Here is a 21,000-nt window from a genome sequence, read left to right as displayed (position 1 = left end):
GGTATGACGGTGGCGCAGTGCGTGCGCACATGCAAGCGAATTGCCCCCGCGCCCCCGATTGCGGTTCGGGGTGTCAAAGGGGGCGGGACGGCGACAGCGTGCGAAAAAGGCCCCGCGTGATGCGGGGCCGTTGTGGGGGGGCGGGTGTCGATGCGCGGGTTACGCAGGGCCGGTGAGGGTGTTCACATGGCCCATCTTACGACCCGCTTTGACCTGCGCTTTGCCATAGAGGTGGATGCCCACCGCGCCGCTTTTGGCCAGTTCGGGAATGCGGTCGACATCATCGCCGATCAGATTGAGCATCTCTACATTGGAATGGCGCGTGCCATCGCCCAACGGCCACCCTGCGACGGCGCGGATGTGCTGTTCGAACTGGTCAATGGTACAGCCGTTTTGGGTCCAGTGACCCGAGTTATGGACGCGCGGTGCGATTTCGTTGACGACCAACCCCGCTTTGGTCACGAATAATTCCACCCCCATGACCCCAACATACTCAAGCTCATTGAGGATTTTCGCGGCGAGCAACACCGCATCGGTGCGCTGCGCCGGCGTGAGGCGCGCAGGGACCGTGGTGGTGTGCAAAATACCGTCGAGGTGGACGTTCTCACCGGGGTCAAAGCACGAAATATCCCCCGTTTGGCCGCGTGCCGCGATCACCGAAACCTCATGGCTGAACTCGACAAACCCTTCCAGAACGGCCTCCGCACCCGCCATATCGGCAAGGGCGGCGTCCGCGTCATCGGGCGACATGATCCGTGCCTGACCTTTGCCGTCATAGCCAAAGCGGCGGGTTTTCAGAATGGCGGGCGTGCCGACCCGGGCGATGGCGGCGGCGAGGCTGTCGGCATCGTTGACGGCGGCAAAGGGCGCAACCGTGAGGCCCAGTCCGGACAGGAACGCCTTTTCGCTCAGGCGGTCTTGAGAGACGGCAAGCGTGCGGCGGTTCGGGCGAATAGGCACGGTGGCCTCGATGAGATCAAGCGCCGATGTCGGTACGTTCTCGAACTCGTAGGTTACAACATCACACGAGGCCGCGAATTTTTTCAACGCGTCCTCGTCCTCATAGGAGGCTTTGACATGGGTGTTGGCCACATGGCTTGCGGGGCAATCACCGGCCGGTTCGAAAATACAGGTTTTGAAACCGAGGCGGGCGGCGGCCACACTGAGCATACGGCCAAGCTGACCCCCGCCCAAAATGCCGATGGTGGCCCCGGAGGGCAGAACGTCTGTCATGTCACTTACTCGTCTACGGGGGCGTCGGGGATGGAGGCGGACAGGGCGTCGCGCCATGCGTCGAGCCGTGCGGCCAATGCGTCATCGGCCGTGGCCAGAATGCCCGCAGCCATCAGACCCGCGTTGGCGGCCCCGGCCTCGCCAATGGCCATGGTGGCCACGGGGAACCCTTTGGGCATTTGCACGATGGAATACAGGCTGTCGACGCCGGAAAGCGCGCGGGTTTGCACCGGGACGCCCACAACCGGAACGCGGGTTTTCGACGCCATCATTCCGGGGAGGTGGGCGGCGCCACCGGCCCCTGCGATGATCACCTTGAGACCGCGCCCGGCGGCCTCTTTGCCGTAGCTCCACAACCGGTCAGGGGTGCGGTGGGCCGAGACGATTTTGGTCTCATAGGCCACGCCCAATTCGTCGAGAACTTCCGCTGCTTTTTTCATGGTGGGCCAGTCCGATTGGCTGCCCATGATGATGCCGACTTTGACGCTCACTGTGGTGTCCCCGCTAGGCTAAATAAGAGCCCGCACTATAACGGCTTGCGGGGTGGTGGCAACGGGAAGTGCGGGACGCGCGGTCTTAGGCGATGATGTCGGGGTTGATGCGATCATAGAGGACTTCGATCTGGTCCTTGAGCAGCAGTTTTTGCTTTTTGAGGCGCTGCAGGCGGAGCGCATCAAGGTGTCCTTGCGCTTGCATGGCGTGAATGGCCTCATCCAGATCGCGGTGTTCGCGTTTGAGGACTTCGATCTCGACACGGAGCACTTCGATCTGTTCCATTCGGGTGGACATGTTCATTTTTGGCTCTCTTGGCGCATTATGGTCGGGCTTTGGAATATACGCCCGAATCTCTAAATCTCAAAGCTTTACAGGCGGTCAGGACAGATCTCTCTTGAAGCGCCGCCAAGTCTCCCCATATCTTTAGAAACACGGCCGCCTTCCGAGGGGCCGGATGTTGCACTGTCGCTTTTAGAGAAAGGGCGTGTTTATGACCAAAGTGACCTTTGCCACCCATCCGTTTTTGTTGGGGTTTGACCAGTTGGAGCGCCTTGTCGAGCGCACGGCCAAAACCGATACGGGCGGCTATCCTCCCTATAACATTGAACAAACGACAGAAAATGCGTTTCGCATCACGCTTGCGGTCGCGGGATTTGCCGATGACGATTTGGCGATCACCGTCGAGGACCGGCAGTTGATGGTGCGCGGGCGCCAAGGCGACGAACCCGAGGGGCGGGTGTTTTTGCATCGCGGCATTGCGGCGCGGCAATTCCAACGCTCTTTTGTGCTCGCCGATGGCGTCGATGTTGCGGGGGCGCATATGGAAAACGGGTTGTTACATGTCGATTTGACGCGGTGCGAACCCGAAACTGTTGTCCAGACCATTCAGATCAAAAAGGGGTGAGCTATGGATACCACCTATCCCAACATATTCGGTGACGGCGGCAAGATTGTCTATGTCCGCGCCGTGGCCGTTAGCGATTTGCCTGACGAGGTGCGCAAACAGGCGGACGGATTGGACCTTTTGTATTCGGTCCATGATTCCGACGGTCAGCGGTTGGCCCTTGTCGCCAACAAAACCTTGGCTTTTGCCCTTGCGCGGGAACACGATTACGCGCCGATGAGCGTGCATTGACCGCATAGGTCCTTGGCATCGGCAAAAAAAACACAAGGCTCCCGTTTCGGGGGCCTTTTTTGTCCGGTTGGAATCAGGTTATTATACTATAACCTAATCATCCTTAACCCGAATTTACGAGGCTCTCATGTCATCATCTGTTTCGCGCTACGCGCCGGCCCAAATCGGTCTGCACTGGCTCGTTTTCGTGCTCTTTGCGTTCAACTTTATTGTCTCCGACAACATGGGCCGTGCGCTCAAGGTCAAGTTGGAGGGCGGCATCCCCGACCAGTTCGCCGCATTGGTCCACCCGCCCGTCGGTGTTGCGGTCCTTGTTCTGACGTTGATCCGTCTTGTGGTGCGTTGGCGCAAAGGCGCGCCTGCGCTGCCGCCAAACGGCAAACCGTTGATGGATCGGGCCGCGCAGGTTGCCCATATCGCGCTCTATGCGCTGCTCGTGATGATCCCGCTGTCCGGCATCGCCGCATGGGGTCTCGGCATTCGCCCTGCGGGGGATGTGCATGGCATCGTCGTCAAACTCGCCGTTTGGCTTGTCGCCCTGCACGCTTTGGCCGCGCTCTATCATCAGTTTGTTCTCAAAGACGGGCTACTGGACCGGATGCGCCCCAAACGCGGATAGGTGATGCTCGTGCGGGGCGTGCCCGTACGGGAACCATCGCAAGAGCGCAAAAGAAAAGCCCCGCTCTGTCATAGAGCGGGGCTTTGTCCGTGGTGTGCCGAATGCCGCTTAATGGGCGGAGATCAGGCCAAGGCTCTCAAGTTTGAGGATCACCTGATGCGCACAGTTGTCCACATCGTGGCCGACGGTTTCAACCCGCAGCTCGGGGTTTGCAGGCACATCATAGGGATCTGAAATCCCTGTGAATTCCTTGATCTTGCCTTCGCGGGCGAGTTTGTACAGACCCTTGCGATCGCGCTTTTCGCACTCTTCGATGCTCGTGGACACGTGGACTTCGACAAAGGCGCCGAAGGCTTCGACATCCTCACGCACGGCGCGGCGGGTTGCGGCGTAGGGCGCGATGGGCGCACAGATGGCGATGCCGCCGTTTTTGGTGATCTCGGAGGCCACGTAACCGATGCGGCGGATGTTCAGGTCACGGTGCTCTTTGGAGAACCCCAACTCGGACGAGAGGTTCTTGCGCACGATATCACCATCGAGCAAGGTCACAGGGCGACCGCCCATTTCCATCAGCTTGACCATCAACGCGTTGGCGATGGTGGATTTGCCGGACCCGGAAAAACCGGTGAAAAATACGGTAAAGCCTTGCTTGGAGCGTGGCGGCTTGGTCTTGCGCAGCTCCTTGACCACCTCGGGGAAGGAGAACCACTCGGGGATTTCCAGACCCTCGGCCAAACGGCGGCGCAATTCGGTCCCCGAGATGTTCAGAATGGTGACGTTGTCACGATCCGCGATCTCGTCGTTGGGCTCGTACTGGGCGCGTTCTTGCACATAGACCATGTGTTTGAAGTCGACCATTTCGATGCCCATTTCCTCTTGGTGCTCACGGAACAGGTCCTGTGCATCATAGGGGCCATAGAAATCTTCGCCCTGCGAGTTTTTGCCGGGGCCTGCGTGGTCGCGGCCAACGATAAAGTGGGTGCAGCCGTAGTTGGCGCGGATCAACCCGTGCCAGACCGCTTCGCGTGGACCCGCCATACGCATGGCGAGCGGCAAAAGCGACATGGTGGTGGTGGAGGCAGGGTATTTGTCCAGAACCGCCTCATAGCAGCGCACGCGGGTAAAGTGGTCGACATCGCCCGGTTTGGTCATGCCCACAACGGGATGGATCAGCAGGTTGGCCTGTGCCTCTTTCGCGGCGCGGAATGTCAGTTCCTGGTGGGCGCGGTGCAACGGGTTGCGGGTCTGGAACGCCACAACGCGACGCCAACCGAGTTTGCGGAAATAGGCGCGCAATTCGTTTGGCGTGTCGCGCGAGCCGCGGAAATCATAGTGGACGGGCTGTTGCAGGCCGGTGACCGGACCGCCGAGGTACACTTTGCCCGCCGTGTTGTGCAGGTAGTTGACCGCAGGGTGCGCATCGTCGTCCGCGCCAAATACCTTTTCGGCTTCTTTGGCTTTGTTCGGGACCCAGTTGTCGGTCACGGTCATGGTGGCGAGAATAACGCCCTCTTGGTCGCGCAGGGCAATGTCCTGATCCTTGGTCAGGCCTTCGGCAAAGGCCTCGGACACGTCAAGTGTGATCGGCATAGGCCAAAGCGTGCCGTCCGTCGTGCGCATGTTGTCGACGACGCCATCGTAATCGGCTTCGGTCAAAAAGCCCTTGAGCGGGGCAAAGCCACCGTTCATCAGCAATTCAAGGTCGCAAATCTGGCGGGGTGTCAAATCCCAGCTGACCAGATCGGCGGCTTTGACTTTGAGCTTTTGCGCACTTTCATAGGAGACATAAAGCTCGGGGACGGGGGCGAGGTTCTCGGGCATACAATTGGCCTTTCCGGAAAAACTGTTCAAATACGGCGGCGCCCAAGCACAGACGCGGTCTTGCGTGCCTTAACGCAGGGTCGTGTTCCAAATCAATATGCTGCAGATGCAGAAAACTGGATTGAGGCGCAATTTCCTCACTTATGCGCAAAGTGGAGGGCATTCGGTCTACCAAAGGCGAAAAAGGCGGGACAATGCCCGCCTTTCGTTCGAACCGTTTCGCGGCCTGAAGCGGACTTAGTCCTGCTCGGACAGCCACCGTTCCGCGTCGAGCGCCGCCATACAGCCCATGCCCGCCGATGTGACCGCCTGGCGATATTTGTGGTCGGTCAGATCGCCCGCGGCGAATATGCCGGGGATCGAGGTTTCGGTGGACCCGGGTTTGACCGAGACATAGCCGCCGTTGTGCAGCTCCAGTTTGCCCTTGACCAATTCGGTGGCGGGGGCGTGACCGATGGCCACGAACACACCTTTGGCAGGCACTTCGGTGATCTCGCCGGTTTTGACATTGCGTGCGCGCACGCCGTTGACGCCCTTTGGCATCTCGTCGCCAAAGACCTCGACCAGTTCGTGATCCCACAGCGGTACGATTTTCGGGTTTTTCATCAGACGGTCGATGAGAATGGCCTCGGCCCGCAATTCATCGCGGCGGTGAATCAGCGTCACTTTGGAGGCAAAGTTGGTGAGGAACAGGGCCTCTTCAACGGCGGTGTTGCCGCCGCCGATCACCACGATGTCCATGTTGCGGTAGAAAAAACCGTCACAGGTGGCACAGGCGGAGACGCCGAACCCTTTAAAGGCCTCCTCGGACGGCAGCCCGAGCCATTTGGCGCGTGCGCCTGTGGCGAGGATGACGGCGTCGGCGGTATAGGTCGTGCCGCTGTCGCCCTTGGCCACAAAGGGGCGCACATCAGTGTCCAGATCGGTGATGATGTCGCCAATGATCTCACAGCCCATCGCCTTGGCGTGGTCTTGCATCTTGACCATCAGATCGGGACCCTGGATTTCGCTTTCGCCGGGCCAGTTTTCCACTTCGGTGGTGGTGGTCAATTGTCCGCCCGGCTCGATCCCCTGAACAAGGATCGGGGACAGCATCGCGCGGGAGGCGTAAACGCCTGCGGTGTAGCCTGCGGGGCCGGAGCCGATGATGAGGACTTTGGTGTGTTTCGTCTCAGCCATTTTGGGTCTCTTGATTTTTAGGGTGTCTGTTTTAGGGTATCGGGCGCGTGTTGCACCCGATATAGACACGCAGACCCGCGGGCGCAAACCCTGCGCGGTGACATGCCGCATCACGCGGGGGCAAAAGCCCGTGTTGTGAAATGGTCTTGAAATTATCGTGCCTAAATGCGAAAGATAATTGCGCTTAGGCGCATCCTCGCACATTTTTCGAAAATTATGCCATGATTTACCCCATGATTGGCCACGACGTCGGAGACGGATATGCCCGCCCATAAACTCGATGAGATTGACCGCAAAATCCTTGCAGAGCTGCAAGCGGACGGGCGGATGACCAACGTCGAGTTGGCCAAGCGCGTCGGGATTTCCGCGCCGCCGTGCCTGCGCCGTGTGCGCACGCTCGAAGAGGGCGGCTACATCAAGGGCTATCATGCCGTGGTCGACGCGCGTGCCCTGTCGTTCGAGGTGCAGGTGTTTGCGATGGTCGGTCTGCAAAGTCAGGCCGAGGTCGATCTGGCCCGTTTTGAGGCCAAGTGCCGTGAATGGCCGCTTGTGCGCGAGTGCCATATGCTCAATGGCGAGGTGGATTTTATCCTCAAATGCATCGCCCCCGACCTATCGACCTTCCAGAGCTTTTTGACGGGGGAATTGTTGTCGACGCCCAACGTGGAGAGCGTCAAAACCTCCCTCGTGATCCGCGGTGCCAAAGCCGAACCGGGTGTGCCGTTTGACGTGCTCGAAGCACGGCTTGCGCAAAAGGCGTAACGCCGCAGTCCCCTTGGCGTCCTACTACGAAAAACCGCGCTCGAGGGCGCGGTTTTGTGTGTTGATCCGGGGCGTTCGGTCCACGTGCCTTACAGCAACCCGATCTCGATCAGGTCGGTGGGGGTCAGGCGTGGATGGGCCATCGCGCCGAAATCACCCAGGTTTTCCAGATGGGGGAACAGCGACATAAAGCGGTTGCGCAATTCGCCGTGGAACTGGCTGCTCGCGGCGATGCCGGGGTGATAGGTTTCCAACTCGACGCCGTTGACGCGGATCAAACGGTGCTGCGGCAAACAGATGTGGTAACAGCGCACGGTGGAAATCGGTGTAATCTCGATCATCGACAACCCGTCGGCCATTGCCGACACAGGGGCCAATGCGTGGGCAGTGCCGAGGTAGGATTTCAACGCTTCGGCACGTAACAGATACCGCGCCCCTGCGCCCAACATCAAGTCATGGGTCGGGTGGCCATAGCCAAGCGCATCCCCCGTCAGGCGGTACAGCTTTTCCGGAGCGGCGTCCCCGGAGCGGCGTCCCTTGTGGTCCAACTCGACCGAGCCGATCCATGTGACGGGTTGCGTGTCGCCATCGGCGGTCTCGATCATGTCACCGGGGAGAAGGTCCTCGACGGCGGTCAGGCCATTCGGGGTCTGGATCAAGGCCCCCCGCCCGAAGGCGCTAAAAGCGGCCTCAAAGGCCGGTAGCGCCGGAGCCGCCACGGTGTCGTCCATGATGTCGCCGTTTTCGGCCAGCCACATCACATCGAACCGCCGCATCGCATGCGCCGGACGGGCCGGTACGGGCTTGCGCCGCACGGTCCATGCAGGGGCCACAGAACGATGGCCGCCATGAGACGGAAGACGGGATTGGGGCGTTTCGAGGGTCTGCGCGGTGGCGGAAACCCGGGCTAGAGGCTGCGGCATAAGTCGCTCCTGCGATCACGTACGGCCCCCACCGAGTTGTGATAGGATCAACGGTCGCAGACAAATGCCCTTATTGTCAAAATATATTGTTAATTACACACAGGGGCAGAACCAATCAAACGGTTCCGCCCCTGCATTGTTTCCGAACTCTGTATGAATGGGAGGCCTTCAACTGTTCGGAGGATCCGGAATGGGGTAGGCGATTCGGCTGTTCAGGCCTGTGCGCTGCGGGCGTTGCCCTGTGAGTGTGCGGCGCGTTTGGCGGCGCGAAGGGCGCGATGCCACGGGAGAGTGACCTCGGATTTCTTTGCTTCATTGATCATGGACGTCATCCAACGCGCTTGCGGTTTGCTCTTGGTCATATCTGCCTCTGCTTTCGGACCCCAATGGGTCGCTCTTTGATTGCCGAGGCCAGTATGGGCGCGGGGTTGGGCCGAAATTTGACGATACGACTAAAGTTTCGAAAATTATCGACTTTCGCCCGCCCGCGCGATTGGGTCAGTAAAACAAGGGTGATGCGCGATTTTGTGGACAATCATAGGCAAAACGGCAGGACTGTTTCGGGCGCAAATGTGGCGAAAGACCCGCAGTTGTTACAGTCTGATGCCCGACAACAGCCGTCCGTAGTCGGCCTCTTTGCGATGCACCGAGCGGCGATAGGAATAGAACCGCGCCGCATCATGGTAGGTGCAATGGCGGCTCCATTCACAGGCGCCGACACCGGCCTCGCGCAATGCGTTCAACCCGAAGGCGGGCAGGTCAAACAGGTAGCGGTCGCCCTCGCCATTGGTAAAGAACCGTGCGTTTGTGTCACCGGCCGCAAGGAAGTCGTCGAGGAACTCGGGACCGACCTCATAGGCGCGTTGCGAGATACACGGGCCAATCACGGCGGTAATGTTGCCACGTTCGGCCCCGAGCGCCACCATCGCGGCGACCGTGTTTTCCAACACCCCGTCGATTGCGCCGCGCCATCCTGCGTGGGCCGCTCCGATCACACCGTTGGTGCGGTCGGCGAATAACACGGGTTGGCAGTCGGCGGTGAGGATGACAAGCGCGAGGCCTTTGGTGGCGGTCACGAGCGCATCGGCGTGGGGAATGTCGCCGGTTTGCGGTGCATCGATGGTGACCACATCGGCGGAGTGGACCTGAAACACCGAACAAAGGTTTTCGGGCGTCACCTCCATCGCGGCGGCAGCGCGGGCGCGGTTGATGGCCACGATGTCGCGCTGGTCCGATGAGCCGAAACCGCAGTTCAGCCCCTCGAACACGCCCGAAGACGCGCCACCCTTGCGGGTGAAAAATCCATGCGGAACACCGTCAAGCAGATCAGAGCGAATGATGTCGAGGCTCATGTGTCAAATCCAGGGGGCAAGCGCGATCGCGTTGGTGCAATCGCGATGGTTTTGAACAGCGTTCCCATTTCCGCGTCCGAGGTCAACCGTTCAAATGCTTTGATATGGGTTTCAAGGGCGGCTGCATCGAGGTTTTCGGCAAGGCGCTGTGCGCGCTGTCCGATCCCGAGACGTCCCAGAACCTCGCCTTGGGTCAACATTCTGGATACGCTCGCGCCTGCATCGGTGGCGGCACGGGCCAAGGCCTCGAAATCGACATGGGCGGTGAGATCGGCCTGACCCGGGCGGGCAAGCGGGTCGACCATGTTGTGCGCTTCGAGAGCTTGAAACGTGTCGCCGAACGAATGCCAGTCGCCGTAGTCGACAATAATCGCCGCCCCGCCATAGGTGGCGATCCGTGTGGCGATCTCATGGGTGATGGGCGCGGCCGCGGGACAGATTTCGACCACATCGCCCACCTTTGTGTCGCTCAGGCGGTGATCCAACAGCGTGATGGGCGCGGGGTTTGACAGGCCAAAGGCCAAGGTCGCGCCATTCAACGCCACCTGTGTTTCGCGCCACCCGTGCGGGTCGCGGGTGAACTGGCGGATCGGCAGGGCGTCAAAGAACTCGTTGGCCAACAGCCATAGCGGTTGATCGGGCAGGGCGCGGGCGTCCGCGATCCATGTAACGTCATACCCCGCAAGCCGGTCGCGTTGCGCCGCTTTGAGGGTCGGGGAGGCTTCGATCAAATGGAGCTGCATCGCCGCGTGCATATTTGGCACCGCCTTGGTGGCGCGTAGCACATCGGCCATCAACGTTCCGCGCCCCGGACCGATCTCGGCCAGTGTAACGGGCGCAGGGCATCCCTGATCCATCCACGATTGCGCGAGTGCGAGGCCCAAAAGTTCGCCAAACATCTGGCTGATCTCGGGCGCCGTGGTGAAATCCCCGGCCGCGCCCAAAGGGTCGCGGGTGGTGTAATAGCCGTGATCGGGATGCAACAGGCACTCGGCCATAAAGTCCATTAGCGACATCGGGCCGGTTTTGGCGATGCGGCGGGCCAGAATGTCGGCAAGCGGCGTCATGCTTTGCGGGCCCTCACGGCAAGGACAATCCCGAGCGCGATCATCGGCAGCGACAGCAGTTGCCCCATCGACATATTGAGCGCCACCGTGCCGAGCGGGTTGTCGGGGGTGATGAATTGGTCGTCCGCCTGACGGTAAATCTCGACGATAAACCGCGAGATCCCGTAGCCGGCAAAGAACAGCCCCGCGATCAACCCACGCCGTTTGAGCGCATCAAAGCGCCAGACAAGCACCAACAACAGCGAGCCGAGGATCAGCCCCTCAAGGCCCGCCTCGTAAAGCTGCGAGGGGTGGCGGGCGCATAGCGTGCCGACGTTGCCACAGGTCTGCGCCGCATCGCCCGGAAAGATCACGGCCCAAGGGACAAGCGAGGGGCGCCCCCACAGTTCTGCGTTCACGAAATTGGCGATCCGCCCGAGCATCAACCCCACAGGCGTGGCCATCGCGAGCGTATCGGCCAAGGTCAGGCGCTCGATCCCGTGACGCCGCGCATAAAGGAATGCCGCAAAGACAACGCCCAAGAACCCGCCATGAAAGGCCATGCCGCCCTGCCAGATCATCGGGATCTCGATCGGATTGGCCAGAAAATAGGCGGGTTTGTAAAACAGCACATAGCCCAATCGCCCGCCGATGATGACGCCAAGGATCAACCATGTCAGCAAATCCTCCAGTGTCGCGCGCGACATCGGTGGGGTCTCATTCGCCCAAAGGCGCGCGGTATTGAGCGCGCGCACAACGATCCACCACCCGATGATAATCCCCGCGATATAGGCGAGGGCATACCAGTGCAGGGCAAAATGGATCGGGCCGAGGTCGATCTCGAACAGAACGGGCGAGACATTCGGAAAATTCAAAACGGCGGGTATAGATGTCAACATGTGCGCATCTGTCTATTTGCACGCGCGGAAGTCAACCTTGTGATTTGCCTCCGGACGCCCCATATAGGGCCAAAGACATTTAGGAGTGGGCTCATGCAGACGCGCAACAAAATCCTCGACGACATTTCGCAACTTATGACCAACGCCATGGGCGTGGCGCAAGGGGCCAAGGACGAGGCGGACACCGCCGTCAAAGGTCTGGTGGATCGTTGGCTCGCGGATCGTGATTTCGTCACCCGCGAAGAGTTCGATGCGACCCGCGCCATGGCCCAAAAAGCCCGCGAAGAGAACGAAGAGCTGAAAAAACGCCTCGACGCTCTTGAGGGCAAAAAGACCGTGACCAAAACCACCAAGACATAAATCCCCGCGCCGCCGGGGTGGCGCGAACGCGTCCGGCCCCGACCGCAACGGCAAAAGACACGGCTCCGGATTTCGGGGCCGTTTTCGTGCGCGTGCGGCGGTTTGGGCGCCAAAGCCTCCACAAGGGGCGGTTTGCCCTGTGGAAAAGCCGCGTCTGTAGACCGACAACTATTCTTGCAGGGATAACGGAAGACCCAAGAAGACATTGGAAGTGGGCGGATGAGGTAATGAAAAAAGGTGTTTAGTGGCAGCAAACGTCCATCGGGGCGAACTGAAGTTGATGTCTTGCAGTAACGCTGAAAAGGCCTGAAAGGCGCAATATGGAGGCTCTGGATGCCATCACACCATATCCTTGAGGTGGGCGTGCGAAAAGCCTTTTAAACATGGGCTTAAGCGCGATTTAGGCGGGACTACATTGCGCTGAAATAGCACCCGATGCATGCCGCAAACTGGGATGCCGGCGTCCCAGAATGGTTTCAGCATCCCAGAAAGAGAATTATGTCAATAAATCAGAATCTTGGGGGCTTTTAGTGCTGCGGAGCTTGCTTTGGAACTGGGACGCAGTCTCACGAAAATGTCAGTCCCCAGCTTCAACGATGGTCATGAACTGTCCAACACATCGCGCGAAGTTAATGGCGATCAGAAAGCAGTTTGCTAGCCAAAAGAAGACCAAACTGTGGGTGAGCGTCCAAAGGTCAAACTTGGACGGGTCGACTATCATCAGAATGTAGGTGAACGCGATCATTGCCGCTGACCAAAGAATAGTAAACTTGAGAAGCTTAAGCACCATTCGATAGGTGGGTGTGTCCTTGATCCTCTCGAGAAACTTATTCCCCTTCGTGACGACGAACACATAGAAAGTAGCAAGAAAGCCGGTGAAGATAGAAAGGAGGTCGAAGATACCAGAGTAAATCGCAGATGCCTCAAAGCCTTCAGAGCTAGATACATGCCACACTCCGATGGATGCAATCCCTGCCATAAACAGAGACTGCAGTATCGGAGAAAAGGAAACGAATGTTCCTGTTCGCACGCTGATATTTCTGAAATGTGAGGTCATCACATGTAGGCTCTTTCTATCAATGGCAGATGGGCTGCGAATGCCCGAGCCAACAAATTGCGTCGAGCAGTATAGTTTGCGTCGACGTCTAGGTTTTCAAGGTCGAGTGTTTCAACCACTTTGAGCGGCTCGGCAAAGATATCTATTGGCTCCTCTTCCTCCGAAATCTTCACTTTGAACTTTTCTACATGACCACGGTTACCTGTCGCCCAACGTATCGCGCGCTGAACTGACGCAACATTTAGTTGCCCGTGCCGATGGCCTTGAGGGAAACCCACACTTGTCTCCACAGTTAGCCCGCCGAAGTTGTTGGCCATGCGTGCGAGGTTCTCGCTCAAATCGGTCTCATCCCCCTCGATCATTTGCATGTCAACGGGGTTTGCGACCCGGAACTGAACACGCCTTGGAGTACCGTTTGTCAACCGATTCAATGCATCCTCTGTGACTACAGGGGAAAGATAGAACCCACTGTGTCGAGGAATACGAGCTTTGATCAGCCCATCGACGCGAATTGGGGTCAGGCCGGATGGGCGACTTTCAAGGAGCAGTATACCAGATTGGGCGTGGTAACGGAATGCGCTTCGATGTCCCAGTGGATTTTCTTGCCCTTCCAACGGGCCACCTTGCGGAGCAATAGGGGGAATATTGTCTGTTTGCTGGCGCACAAATTCCCCAGCAATGAAGCCAAGCCCAGCTTCAGTGCTGCTCTCAAAGCGCTCCATGCGCACTCTGACCCCGCCAGATATTTCCTCATAAATTTCTCTTCTCGGGTGATCCCAGAGCTGGTTTCATGCGTCAAAAAGGGTTGCTTGACCTTGGGCAAAATTTTCGGCCTGGTAAAAGCGGCCGCGTATAACGGAATCCATCTGATCTCCTGGTTGGTTACTTTTAAACGCGCGTTTTTAAATCCAGTTATGTCCCGACCAAACAACCTGACCGATGATGTCAATACTCGCGGCATCTGTGCCTGTGCGATATTCAGGGGCGAATGTGGTGTTGTCGCTACGGAGGATAATGCCGACGTCCGGGATCACTTCGAGGCGCTTGATGCGCGCACCGTTGTCGCCGTCATTCAAAGCATAAACCCGCCCATCCATGATTTGCGTCTTGCGGGTGTCGATCATGACCAGATCGCCATCGCTGATATGTGGCGCCATGCTGTCCCCTTTGACCCCAACGAGAAAGCTGTCGCCCGCAGAAATGCTGCGTTGTTTGAGCCAGTCGTTTGAGAAGGCGAGGCGGTCAATGGCGGGGGCGTCATAATTGATACGTCCGTGTCCCGCCGCAATCGCTCCCTCAATGCGATCGACGGTGCTGAACGCTGTCCCTTCGATTTCAACTTGCGGGGCGCAGGTCAAATTACGCGGCGGGCCGATGTAGAGCTCCAGGCCAAGCGCGTCGCAAACATCTTTTGCTCGGTTAAGAGTAGTCCCTGACTTTTTTTCACTTCGTAAGATGCTGCGGATCGCGTCAGCAGGAAGTCCTGCTGCTTTTTCAACAGCAAAGGCATTTGTGTTCAGTTCCTGGAGGCGCTGAGCGACGACCTCCAAAAGGTCTTTTTGAGCTGTTCCCATGATTCGGAGAAAATACCGAAATATGGGGTGCTTGACTATCGGTATTTTCTCCGCTTATATTATCGGTAAGTTATCCGACTAAGGGGCAGGTATGAAAACCGATGACATCGTAAGGCTCGCAGAATTCTTTTCTGAACACACAGCCCTAAAAATATCCACGATCTCCACCTATGCCGCAAATGATGGCAAATGGCTGACGGGACTGAAGGAAAAGACCTCCGGTTGCACGTTGCGCAAAGCCGATAACGTTGTGCGATGGTTCGACGCCAACTGGCCTCTCGATCTGGAGTGGCCGACGTCCATTCAGCGTCCTTCGCTTCTCGAAAACCGGAGAGCGATATGAGCATCCGCCCTGAAATCGAGCACGAACTTCGAGCCACCAGAAGTGCTTTTTTCTCACTTCGAAAAGCCATTGAAGCCCACAAGCCTGAAAGCCCCGTGTTAAAGACCCTGTTGAAGTGGAGTTTCAAGCGCTGTGCACGGCCTACCGACGTGCGTCCAAGGCCGCGCGCCGCAAGTTCGCAAAGGCCGAGGTGGCCTCGCTCACCGACCTTCTGATGTCCGGAGGCGACACCGAATGAGGAAGTCGCCCGACCAAATCTGGTGGACCTCTGCGGAGATTGCCGATGCGAAGCTGCCCGGCATGCCTGCCAGCAAGCGCAACGTGAACGCCATGGCTGACCGGTTCAACTGGCGTGGCGATAAGGCGCGTGCAGGTCGACGCTCCGGGCGTGGCGGCGGTTGGGAGTATCATTGGAGTCTGTTCCCTTTGGGCGCGAAGACACTGCTCATGACTGAAGCTGAAGCCAAAGCTGAAGCCAAAGATGCCAGTGCAGGTGTAGCCAGAACTCGTGAGGAGGTCTGGGCATGGTTCGATGCGCAACCTCAGAAATCCAAGGACACCGCCAAGGCGCGGCTCGATGCGATCCAGATGGTCGAGGCGCTGGAGCGCACAGGTGTGACCAGGTTTTTGTCTGTCTGTGAGATTGCCCGGAAAATCGGCAAGAGTGATAGAACTGTTTGGAACTGGATCGCGATGATTGATGCTGTTGCGGTTGAGGACCGGCTTGCCTACCTCGCGCCGCGGCATCGCGCGGCGGCGCGTGCGTCGACCAAGGGTGAATGCGCAGACGAGTTTTGGGATGTGATCAAGGCCGACTATCTGCGCCCCGAGGGGCCAAGCTTTTCGAGCGTGTACCGTCGCGCCATTCGGCTGGCCAAGGAGCACGGTTGGGACACGCTTTCCGAGCGCTCGATGCAGCGTCGCATGAATTTGGAAGTCTCCAAGCCCATGCAAGTCCTTGCTCGCGTGGGCATGGATGGGCTGAAGAACATGTACCCTGCGCAGACCCGCGACAAGTCGGGCATGCATGCCCTCGAGTATGTGAACGCCGACTACCACAAATGGGACGTCATGGTGAAATGGCCCCTCGGCGGTGGTAAGTTCGAAGTGATCCGCCCGCAGATGTGTGCGTTTCAGGACATCTACTCTGGCCGTATTCTGTGTTGGCGTCTGGATCAAACGCCGAACAAGAGCTCTGTTGCGCTCACGTTGGGTGATCTGGTTGAGCAATGGGGTATCCCCGGTCACGTGGTCCTCGATAACGGTCGGGAATTTGCCAACAAATATCTGACAGGCCAGTCTCCGACGCGCCATCGCTTCAAGATCAAGGACGATGATATTCCGGGCTGCTGACACTTCTTGGGTGCCAAGTGCATTGGGCGAAGCCTTACTCGGGCCAGTCAAAGCCGATTGAGCGCGCCTTTCGCGACATGTGCGATGACATCGCCAAGGATCCGCGGTTGGCCGGCGCGTACACGGGCAACAAGTCAGGCGCACAGCCAGAGAATTACGGCTCGCGTGCCGCTGACTACGACACCTTTCTTCAGGTGGTGGGAGACGGGATTTCAGAGCACAACGCCCGCCGTGGTCGTCGTGCCGAGAACTGTCATGGACGCAGCTTTATCGAGACGTTCGATGTCAGTTACGAGACGGCGCCAATCCGCAAGGCAACGCCCGCGCAGCGCCGTCTTTGGCTCATGGGGGCAGAAGGTATTAAGGCCACGCCTTCGGGCGAGGTCCGGTTCCAGAAAAACCGGTATTGGGATCACTGGATGCATAGCATTGCAGACAGGAAGGTTGTGGTCCGCTTTGACCCTGCCGACCTGCATGCGGGGCTTGATGTGGATCTTGATCAGCTCGTATCTGGTGCGTCCTCTGCGGATCTCGTGAAGTTGAAGGAGTTGGAGTTGAACTTCCGCGCAGATCTCAAAGCCGCGGGAGTTCAGCTTGAAGAGGTGCATGCCTCTGATCGTGCATCGGCGCGGGAAGGCAGACCGGCAGATCACCGACCTCTTTCATTTCGCGGATCTCGATCGCGCCACCGATGTGATCCTTCAGAAGAAGGACGGATTGAAACACCCGCGCGTTGTGTTCTTCCTGCCTCAAGCTGCGAGCGGCGAAACCGGATATCTGGCACAGCCCCTGATCGTGTCGGTCGTCGTGAAGCCGAACGGCAACTTCGTTTCGACGTTCTGGCGCGCGGGAAGACGTCGCTGGGATCGATTGGTCGCCAGCGAAGGTGTGACAGTGCTGAAGGAGTGAAAAGAGCGCGGAGGGGCGGGAACCCTCACCTGGTCAAGCCAGACTCCCATCATGTCGCGCTCGTGGTAAATTTATGCCAAGTCGGGGCAAAATTCAAGGGCGGGTCGCAGCTGTGAGGACGCAATGGGCTCCGAGTGGCCCGCACAGCGAAATTAAATACCGGTTGAATACCCTTTGACCATTCCCACGGCTCGGCATAGCTTGGGGCCGCAAAAGTCCCTGTACGGGCAATTTTTCACAGCTTTGGATTTGACGCCCCCCCCGACCAATGTCGGTGGCGATTTGCGTTGTTGCATCGCGCATTGTCGCTCCATGGTCAAAAACGTTGCATATCTCACCCCTGTCGCCCTCAACTTCGCCGTTGGTGAAGAGGTTCCCGAATGGGTTCAGCTTCTGCCCGCTGCGCCACACGTCATCGGGCGTGACGGTCGTCGTTGGCATATGTTTGATCCCTCGGTTGTCGTGTCCCGTTTTGATCCGGCGAAACTTCCACAGGTTGATATCGAGCACTCGTCTGAACTTCTCGCGCCGCAAGGCATGCCTGCGCCCGCCGTCGGTTGGATCGAGGCGCTTGACGTTCGGGATGGCGCGATTTGGGGGAAGGTGAGTTGGACTGGCGTCGGGCGCGATTACGTTGCCTCGCGTGCGTACCGTTACCTTTCTCCAGTGTTCCGCCACACACAGTCCGGAGAAATTATCGAGATCGCTTCGGCGGGCCTGACCAACAACCCCAATCTTGAGATGGCCGCGTTGAACGCGGCTCAGTATGAGGAGAACGTGATGGATCCTGCCATCCTGGAGGCGCTTGGTTTGAAGCCTGACAGCTTCTGCTGTCGACGTCGTTGTGGCGATCAACAGCCTGAAAGACAGCGAGCGCACTGCGCTCAATGCTGCGCAAACCCCTGACCCTGAAAAGTTTGTTCCACTTGCGGATCACACGTTGGCGCTCAATCGTATCAAGACCTTCGAGGCAGATGAGACCAAGCGTCTCGACTGCAAGATTGAAGATGCCGTCAGCAAGGCTATCGAAGATGGCAAAGTTGCGCCTGCATCACGTGACTATCATCTCGCTGCATGCCGTGCAGATGGTGGCCTCGAGCGTTTTCAAGCGGCCATGAATATGCTTAATGCTCTGGTCATGATGGCCTTAGGCTCTTTTCGTTTCGGGGTGAGCAAGCCCGAGCACAAGAAGCTCTCTCGCTCAACGGTCTATCGTTGGAAAGCGATGGAGCGGATCGGGCGCGCCCCTGCTCTGCAGTTTTTGGGTGAGGGGGGCGATGAAATCACTCTTGAAGGCACCATTTACCCCCAGTTCAAAGGCGGTTTGAAACAAGTTGACGGCATGCGTTCGATGGCGGGAACCGGCGTGCCGATGATGTTGGTTGATGGCGGCGGAGCGGTCTGGAAACGTTGGTGTATTACATCTGTGGATGACACTAAAACGTACTTGTTTGCCGATGGCACACCGCGCCGCATCGATTTCTCTATCCACCTCGCTGCATACGGAGGCGACGTGCTATGGTGATGTATCGCACAAAGCAGGGCGACCGCCTTGATGCCATTTGTCACGAACAGCTCGGCAACGTTTTTCAAGTCCCTGAAATCTACACGTTGAACCCCTGGCTCTCGGCGAGGCCTCTTCTTTTACCTGAAGGCCTTCTCATTAATTTGCCGATGAAAGCCGCCGCCGTTGAGCCGACTACTGTGAAGCTTTGGGGGACGGCATGACGCCTGCGTTTTCAGTATCGATCAATGGGGCCAACCGAACATCGGTGATCGCGGATCGCTTGTTGTCTCTGGTGATCGTCGATCATGACGGAGGATCCGCTGACCGGCTCGAGATCGAGCTCGATGACCGGGATGGTCGTATCGAAGTGCCCGATGATGCAGCGGAAGTGACCGTTGCTCTTGGTTTTGAGGGCGCAGCACTCGCTCCGATGGGAGTGTTTTTTGTTGATGGGGTGTCTGGATCAGGTCCGGACCAGAAAATACGTCTGACCGCGACAGCCGCCGATATGAAAGGTGCAATCCGCTCGGCCAAGACCCGCCCCTGGTTTAACAAGACATTGGTGGAGATTGTTGAGACGATTGCGAGCGAAGCCGGTTTGACGGCGGTGGTCGGTGAAAGCGTTTCGTCTATCACCTGGGACTACCTGGCCCAGACGGCCGAAAGCGATCTGCATTTTCTGGACCGGATCACCCGGCCGCTCGATGCGACTGCCAAGCCGGCAGGCGGCGCTTTGCTCGTTCAGCGCAGGGGTGAGGGCAAGAATGCCGCCGGCGAAGGGCTTGCTCCGGCTCAAGTCTCTCGATCCATTTTGACGAACTGGGCTTGGGACTTTGATGACCGGAAAAAGGTCGGGGCGGTTGCCGCCAAGTGGTCCGACACCGGCAGCGGTTCCATTGAGACGGTTGAGGTCGGGGAAGGAGAGCCCCGCAAAACGTTGCGCACAGTTTACGGAAGCGCTGACGCCGCCACGCGGGCCGCAGAGGCCGCCAAGCGGGCCGCCACGCGTGCGTCGGGGACCTTTAAAGGGCAATTGGCCGGTTTTAACCCTGATCTGTTTGCGGGCCGTGCGCTCGCACTGACAGGCATGCGCTCTGAACTGAACGGTGAATGGCATCTCAAAACAGTGACGCATCGTCTGGGCAATAGCGGACTTCAAACTGAGTTCGAGGCGAATGCCTCTTCAGAAATCTAAGGAGAAAATGATGGCAACTCATCAATTGAATGCAGAATGGCTTGGCCCGATCGATATCGGCTTGGATGCAGAGGTCTCCGGCCCTTGGGTTCTTCAGGCTCAAGGCGGGGATGTGTTCGTTCGTATGTTCGATGCGCCAGGGGGCGAGGAGGGGGGATTTCTCCTTAAGGAAGGACAAAACGAGAAGTTCGGCTTTGCACCGGGGGCTCAAATCTGGCTGCGTGCCGCTGGCACCAACAAGTATGCAAAGGCCTATCTCGGCCGTTGGCAACTGCCTGGAGTTTGAACATGAAGAAAATATTGGAACTTCGGTCTCGTGGGCTCCTGACGGAGCAACAAATTCTTACGGCAGGCCGCTTCAAGAAGAACCCGCAGGCATTCAAACTCTCCCCCACTTTGTTTCGCGTGCTACACGATGTGATCATTAAAGAGCGTGGTTTCGAAGAGATCGAACGACAACGCGGATGGTCTGCGCGAAGCTGTAAAGTCCTTGTGTCGGTGTTGCTTTATTCACTCGAAGAGTGTGATGGCATGGTTTGGGATGCGGATGAGAAAACGTCTGATAAGGAACTAGTCGAGTTTTTGCGTGCTGATGATATTGAGATTCTGACTTCGGCCATGTCATTGCTCGGGTTAACCGAAACACTGGCCCGCCTGTTTTTAATTTTGGCGCGCTCCAATGGGCCCGCTTCCAAGGAAACAATACATCGGCGCCTGTACTGCGAGGAGATGGATGACACACCATCTCTCAAAAGCTTGGATGTGATGGTTTGTCTGCTCAGAAAGAAACTTCCACCAGGGATGAAAATCGAGACGATTTGGGGGATTGGTTATGAGTTGAAGAGCGCGGAGAGTTTGAAGCGAAATCAGCATTGGGCGGAGCTTCAAAACGAGGGCCACTCACTTCGGAAAATTGCAGATGTTTTTGGGGTGCAAGCATCCACGGTGAAACGTGCTATCGACAATTTGCCGGTGTGGACGTGATTGCCAACTTCCCTTAGGCAGTGCCACTCACGCGACTGATTCGAAGAAGATGGAAAAACATGCATACTTCAGACACGCAAATTTTCATCTGCTGCAAATATCTCTGTCGAACACTGCAAATATCTCTGTCGCGCTTCACATCCCCTGTGGAGGAACGTCGATTGCTGGGGATAAGGTGAATAAATAACTTTACAGCTGCGCCCCTTTCGGACCACCATATCTAGTAAGGGGGCGCGATGAAACATCACCCCCTT

General features: G+C 57.9%; 27 protein-coding genes and 1 pseudogene. 15 read left to right on the top strand and 13 right to left on the bottom strand.

The genetic code is table 11. From position 1 onward, the window contains the following. Window positions 1-159: 159 nt before the first annotated feature. The 3 genes from ACN0Q0_RS10845 to ACN0Q0_RS10835 all read right to left on the bottom strand — a co-directional run bounded on the left by ACN0Q0_RS10845 (window position 160) and on the right by ACN0Q0_RS10835 (window position 2,028). A complete protein-coding gene (locus ACN0Q0_RS10845; protein ID WP_417243412.1) occupies window positions 160-1,233 on the bottom strand; it encodes a 5-(carboxyamino)imidazole ribonucleotide synthase in 1,074 nt (357 codons plus the stop codon). A gap of 5 nt (window positions 1,234-1,238) precedes the next feature. Further along, on the bottom strand, window positions 1,239-1,724 hold the full coding sequence (purE, locus tag ACN0Q0_RS10840) for a 5-(carboxyamino)imidazole ribonucleotide mutase (RefSeq protein WP_417243411.1): 486 nt from the start codon (window positions 1,722-1,724) through the stop codon (window positions 1,239-1,241). A gap of 85 nt (window positions 1,725-1,809) precedes the next feature. Further along, entirely contained in the window at window positions 1,810-2,028 is a 219-nt protein-coding gene (locus ACN0Q0_RS10835) for a YdcH family protein (RefSeq protein WP_417243410.1), read from the bottom strand. A 190-nt stretch (window positions 2,029-2,218) separates the two neighbouring features. On the opposite strand from ACN0Q0_RS10835, the gene ACN0Q0_RS10830 reads away from it, so the two are divergent. The 3 genes from ACN0Q0_RS10830 (at window position 2,219) to ACN0Q0_RS10820 (ending at window position 3,482) form a co-directional block, all read left to right on the top strand. Further along, window positions 2,219-2,632 (top strand): Hsp20 family protein, encoded by a 414-nt coding sequence (locus ACN0Q0_RS10830; protein ID WP_417243409.1) that lies wholly within the window; start codon window positions 2,219-2,221, stop codon window positions 2,630-2,632. Between the two features lie 3 nt (window positions 2,633-2,635). Further along, a complete protein-coding gene (locus tag ACN0Q0_RS10825) occupies window positions 2,636-2,863 on the top strand; it encodes a DUF1150 family protein (RefSeq protein WP_417243408.1) in 228 nt (75 codons plus the stop codon). Between the two features lie 127 nt (window positions 2,864-2,990). Next, entirely contained in the window at window positions 2,991-3,482 is a 492-nt protein-coding gene (locus ACN0Q0_RS10820) for a cytochrome b (RefSeq protein WP_417243407.1), read from the top strand. A gap of 108 nt (window positions 3,483-3,590) precedes the next feature. On the opposite strand, the gene ACN0Q0_RS10815 is transcribed toward ACN0Q0_RS10820, so the two are convergent. Both ACN0Q0_RS10815 and trxB read right to left on the bottom strand, forming a co-directional pair. Beyond that, window positions 3,591-5,303, bottom strand: a complete 1,713-nt coding sequence (locus tag ACN0Q0_RS10815) for a bifunctional sulfate adenylyltransferase/adenylylsulfate kinase (RefSeq protein WP_417243406.1) — start codon at window positions 5,301-5,303, stop codon at window positions 3,591-3,593. 237 nt (window positions 5,304-5,540) lie between these two features. Next, the gene (trxB, locus tag ACN0Q0_RS10810; protein ID WP_417243405.1) at window positions 5,541-6,482 is read right to left on the bottom strand and encodes a thioredoxin-disulfide reductase; all 942 of its coding nucleotides are present in this window, start codon (window positions 6,480-6,482) and stop codon (window positions 5,541-5,543) included. Between the two features lie 261 nt (window positions 6,483-6,743). On the opposite strand from trxB, the gene ACN0Q0_RS10805 reads away from it, so the two are divergent. Further along, window positions 6,744-7,244 (top strand): Lrp/AsnC family transcriptional regulator, encoded by a 501-nt coding sequence (locus ACN0Q0_RS10805; protein ID WP_417243404.1) that lies wholly within the window; start codon window positions 6,744-6,746, stop codon window positions 7,242-7,244. A gap of 89 nt (window positions 7,245-7,333) precedes the next feature. On the opposite strand, the gene ACN0Q0_RS10800 is transcribed toward ACN0Q0_RS10805, so the two are convergent. From ACN0Q0_RS10800 to lgt, 5 genes are all read right to left on the bottom strand, one after another. Continuing rightward, window positions 7,334-8,167, bottom strand: a complete 834-nt coding sequence (locus ACN0Q0_RS10800; protein ID WP_417243403.1) for a Hint domain-containing protein — start codon at window positions 8,165-8,167, stop codon at window positions 7,334-7,336. 212 nt (window positions 8,168-8,379) lie between these two features. Continuing rightward, entirely contained in the window at window positions 8,380-8,529 is a 150-nt protein-coding gene (locus ACN0Q0_RS10795) for a hypothetical protein (protein WP_417243402.1), read from the bottom strand. Between the two features lie 231 nt (window positions 8,530-8,760). Continuing rightward, window positions 8,761-9,519: a peptidoglycan editing factor PgeF gene (gene pgeF / locus ACN0Q0_RS10790; RefSeq protein WP_417243401.1), complete on the bottom strand. Its 759-nt coding sequence runs from the start codon at window positions 9,517-9,519 to the stop codon at window positions 8,761-8,763. Next, window positions 9,516-10,586: a class I SAM-dependent methyltransferase gene (locus ACN0Q0_RS10785; RefSeq protein ID WP_417243400.1), complete on the bottom strand. Its 1,071-nt coding sequence runs from the start codon at window positions 10,584-10,586 to the stop codon at window positions 9,516-9,518. Before ACN0Q0_RS10785 ends, pgeF begins: the two co-directional genes overlap by 4 nt. Beyond that, window positions 10,583-11,464, bottom strand: a complete 882-nt coding sequence (gene lgt / locus ACN0Q0_RS10780; protein WP_417243399.1) for a prolipoprotein diacylglyceryl transferase — start codon at window positions 11,462-11,464, stop codon at window positions 10,583-10,585. The genes ACN0Q0_RS10785 and lgt overlap by 4 nt, the downstream gene beginning before the upstream one ends. A gap of 93 nt (window positions 11,465-11,557) precedes the next feature. On the opposite strand from lgt, the gene ACN0Q0_RS10775 reads away from it, so the two are divergent. Continuing rightward, on the top strand, window positions 11,558-11,824 hold the full coding sequence (locus ACN0Q0_RS10775; RefSeq protein WP_417243398.1) for an accessory factor UbiK family protein: 267 nt from the start codon (window positions 11,558-11,560) through the stop codon (window positions 11,822-11,824). A gap of 577 nt (window positions 11,825-12,401) precedes the next feature. On the opposite strand, the gene ACN0Q0_RS10770 is transcribed toward ACN0Q0_RS10775, so the two are convergent. From ACN0Q0_RS10770 to ACN0Q0_RS10760, 3 genes are all read right to left on the bottom strand, one after another. Further along, complete coding sequence (locus tag ACN0Q0_RS10770) at window positions 12,402-12,881, bottom strand: hypothetical protein (RefSeq protein WP_417243397.1); 480 nt, start codon at window positions 12,879-12,881, stop codon at window positions 12,402-12,404. Further along, complete coding sequence (locus ACN0Q0_RS10765; RefSeq protein ID WP_417243396.1) at window positions 12,881-13,609, bottom strand: hypothetical protein; 729 nt, start codon at window positions 13,607-13,609, stop codon at window positions 12,881-12,883. Before ACN0Q0_RS10765 ends, ACN0Q0_RS10770 begins: the two co-directional genes overlap by 1 nt. Window positions 13,610-13,783: 174 nt before the next feature. Beyond that, window positions 13,784-14,455, bottom strand: a complete 672-nt coding sequence (locus tag ACN0Q0_RS10760) for a S24 family peptidase (RefSeq protein ID WP_417243395.1) — start codon at window positions 14,453-14,455, stop codon at window positions 13,784-13,786. Between the two features lie 91 nt (window positions 14,456-14,546). Between ACN0Q0_RS10760 and ACN0Q0_RS10755 the strand changes: the two genes are divergently transcribed. The 10 genes and pseudogenes from ACN0Q0_RS10755 to ACN0Q0_RS10710 all read left to right on the top strand — a co-directional run bounded on the left by ACN0Q0_RS10755 (window position 14,547) and on the right by ACN0Q0_RS10710 (window position 20,746). Next, the gene (locus ACN0Q0_RS10755; RefSeq protein WP_417243394.1) at window positions 14,547-14,798 is read left to right on the top strand and encodes a hypothetical protein; all 252 of its coding nucleotides are present in this window, start codon (window positions 14,547-14,549) and stop codon (window positions 14,796-14,798) included. Window positions 14,799-14,913: 115 nt separating this feature from the next. After that, entirely contained in the window at window positions 14,914-15,036 is a 123-nt protein-coding gene (locus ACN0Q0_RS10750) for a hypothetical protein (protein ID WP_417243393.1), read from the top strand. Then, window positions 15,033-16,685 (top strand): annotated as a pseudogene (locus ACN0Q0_RS10745) (transposase domain-containing protein); the annotation flags it as partial. The gene ACN0Q0_RS10750 and the pseudogene ACN0Q0_RS10745, both read left to right, overlap by 4 nt. Before the next feature lie 72 nt (window positions 16,686-16,757). Then, window positions 16,758-17,060, top strand: a complete 303-nt coding sequence (locus ACN0Q0_RS10740) for a hypothetical protein (RefSeq protein WP_417243634.1) — start codon at window positions 16,758-16,760, stop codon at window positions 17,058-17,060. Between the two features lie 312 nt (window positions 17,061-17,372). Next, complete coding sequence (locus ACN0Q0_RS10735; protein ID WP_417243392.1) at window positions 17,373-17,966, top strand: phage protease; 594 nt, start codon at window positions 17,373-17,375, stop codon at window positions 17,964-17,966. After that, window positions 17,905-18,585, top strand: a complete 681-nt coding sequence (locus tag ACN0Q0_RS10730; protein ID WP_417243391.1) for a phage tail protein — start codon at window positions 17,905-17,907, stop codon at window positions 18,583-18,585. The genes ACN0Q0_RS10735 and ACN0Q0_RS10730 overlap by 62 nt, the downstream gene beginning before the upstream one ends. Next, entirely contained in the window at window positions 18,579-18,788 is a 210-nt protein-coding gene (locus tag ACN0Q0_RS10725; RefSeq protein ID WP_417243390.1) for a tail protein X, read from the top strand. Before ACN0Q0_RS10730 ends, ACN0Q0_RS10725 begins: the two co-directional genes overlap by 7 nt. Then, window positions 18,785-19,762, top strand: a complete 978-nt coding sequence (locus ACN0Q0_RS10720) for a phage late control D family protein (protein ID WP_417243389.1) — start codon at window positions 18,785-18,787, stop codon at window positions 19,760-19,762. Before ACN0Q0_RS10725 ends, ACN0Q0_RS10720 begins: the two co-directional genes overlap by 4 nt. 10 nt (window positions 19,763-19,772) lie before the next feature. After that, window positions 19,773-20,048, top strand: a complete 276-nt coding sequence (locus tag ACN0Q0_RS10715; protein WP_417243388.1) for a hypothetical protein — start codon at window positions 19,773-19,775, stop codon at window positions 20,046-20,048. A gap of 2 nt (window positions 20,049-20,050) precedes the next feature. Then, window positions 20,051-20,746, top strand: coding sequence for a winged helix-turn-helix domain-containing protein (locus ACN0Q0_RS10710; protein WP_417243387.1), 696 nt, complete (start codon window positions 20,051-20,053; stop codon window positions 20,744-20,746). The last annotated feature ends 254 nt before the right edge of the window (window positions 20,747-21,000 follow it).

Origin of the sequence: Celeribacter sp., from assembly GCF_048259695.1 — a bacterium.
In the GTDB taxonomy this organism is placed as follows: Bacteria; Pseudomonadota; Alphaproteobacteria; order Rhodobacterales; family Rhodobacteraceae; genus Celeribacter.
The sequence above is the reverse complement of the archived record's forward strand: the minus strand, read 5'-3'. Positions and strand labels throughout refer to the sequence as shown.

Excerpts from the sequence above, each read along its gene's own strand:
- pgeF (WP_417243401.1), bottom strand. The coding sequence starts at position 9,519 with ATGAGCCTCGACATCATTCGCTCTGATCTGCTTGACGGTGTTCCGCAT.
- trxB (WP_417243405.1), bottom strand. The coding sequence starts at position 6,482 with ATGGCTGAGACGAAACACACCAAAGTCCTCATCATCGGCTCCGGCCCC.
- ACN0Q0_RS10735 (WP_417243392.1), top strand. The coding sequence starts at position 17,373 with ATGGTCAAAAACGTTGCATATCTCACCCCTGTCGCCCTCAACTTCGCC.
- ACN0Q0_RS10725 (WP_417243390.1), top strand. The coding sequence starts at position 18,579 with ATGGTGATGTATCGCACAAAGCAGGGCGACCGCCTTGATGCCATTTGT.
- ACN0Q0_RS10785 (WP_417243400.1), bottom strand. The coding sequence starts at position 10,586 with ATGACGCCGCTTGCCGACATTCTGGCCCGCCGCATCGCCAAAACCGGC.
- ACN0Q0_RS10830 (WP_417243409.1), top strand. The coding sequence starts at position 2,219 with ATGACCAAAGTGACCTTTGCCACCCATCCGTTTTTGTTGGGGTTTGAC.
- ACN0Q0_RS10770 (WP_417243397.1), bottom strand. The coding sequence starts at position 12,881 with ATGACCTCACATTTCAGAAATATCAGCGTGCGAACAGGAACATTCGTT.
- ACN0Q0_RS10800 (WP_417243403.1), bottom strand. The coding sequence starts at position 8,167 with ATGCCGCAGCCTCTAGCCCGGGTTTCCGCCACCGCGCAGACCCTCGAA.
- ACN0Q0_RS10815 (WP_417243406.1), bottom strand. The coding sequence starts at position 5,303 with ATGCCCGAGAACCTCGCCCCCGTCCCCGAGCTTTATGTCTCCTATGAA.
- ACN0Q0_RS10795 (WP_417243402.1), bottom strand. The coding sequence starts at position 8,529 with ATGACCAAGAGCAAACCGCAAGCGCGTTGGATGACGTCCATGATCAAT.
- ACN0Q0_RS10820 (WP_417243407.1), top strand. The coding sequence starts at position 2,991 with ATGTCATCATCTGTTTCGCGCTACGCGCCGGCCCAAATCGGTCTGCAC.
- ACN0Q0_RS10825 (WP_417243408.1), top strand. The coding sequence starts at position 2,636 with ATGGATACCACCTATCCCAACATATTCGGTGACGGCGGCAAGATTGTC.
- ACN0Q0_RS10760 (WP_417243395.1), bottom strand. The coding sequence starts at position 14,455 with ATGGGAACAGCTCAAAAAGACCTTTTGGAGGTCGTCGCTCAGCGCCTC.
- ACN0Q0_RS10720 (WP_417243389.1), top strand. The coding sequence starts at position 18,785 with ATGACGCCTGCGTTTTCAGTATCGATCAATGGGGCCAACCGAACATCG.
- ACN0Q0_RS10835 (WP_417243410.1), bottom strand. The coding sequence starts at position 2,028 with ATGAACATGTCCACCCGAATGGAACAGATCGAAGTGCTCCGTGTCGAG.
- ACN0Q0_RS10715 (WP_417243388.1), top strand. The coding sequence starts at position 19,773 with ATGGCAACTCATCAATTGAATGCAGAATGGCTTGGCCCGATCGATATC.
- ACN0Q0_RS10845 (WP_417243412.1), bottom strand. The coding sequence starts at position 1,233 with ATGACAGACGTTCTGCCCTCCGGGGCCACCATCGGCATTTTGGGCGGG.
- ACN0Q0_RS10710 (WP_417243387.1), top strand. The coding sequence starts at position 20,051 with ATGAAGAAAATATTGGAACTTCGGTCTCGTGGGCTCCTGACGGAGCAA.
- ACN0Q0_RS10740 (WP_417243634.1), top strand. The coding sequence starts at position 16,758 with ATGCCTCTGATCGTGCATCGGCGCGGGAAGGCAGACCGGCAGATCACC.
- ACN0Q0_RS10775 (WP_417243398.1), top strand. The coding sequence starts at position 11,558 with ATGCAGACGCGCAACAAAATCCTCGACGACATTTCGCAACTTATGACC.
- ACN0Q0_RS10805 (WP_417243404.1), top strand. The coding sequence starts at position 6,744 with ATGCCCGCCCATAAACTCGATGAGATTGACCGCAAAATCCTTGCAGAG.
- lgt (WP_417243399.1), bottom strand. The coding sequence starts at position 11,464 with ATGTTGACATCTATACCCGCCGTTTTGAATTTTCCGAATGTCTCGCCC.
- ACN0Q0_RS10755 (WP_417243394.1), top strand. The coding sequence starts at position 14,547 with ATGAAAACCGATGACATCGTAAGGCTCGCAGAATTCTTTTCTGAACAC.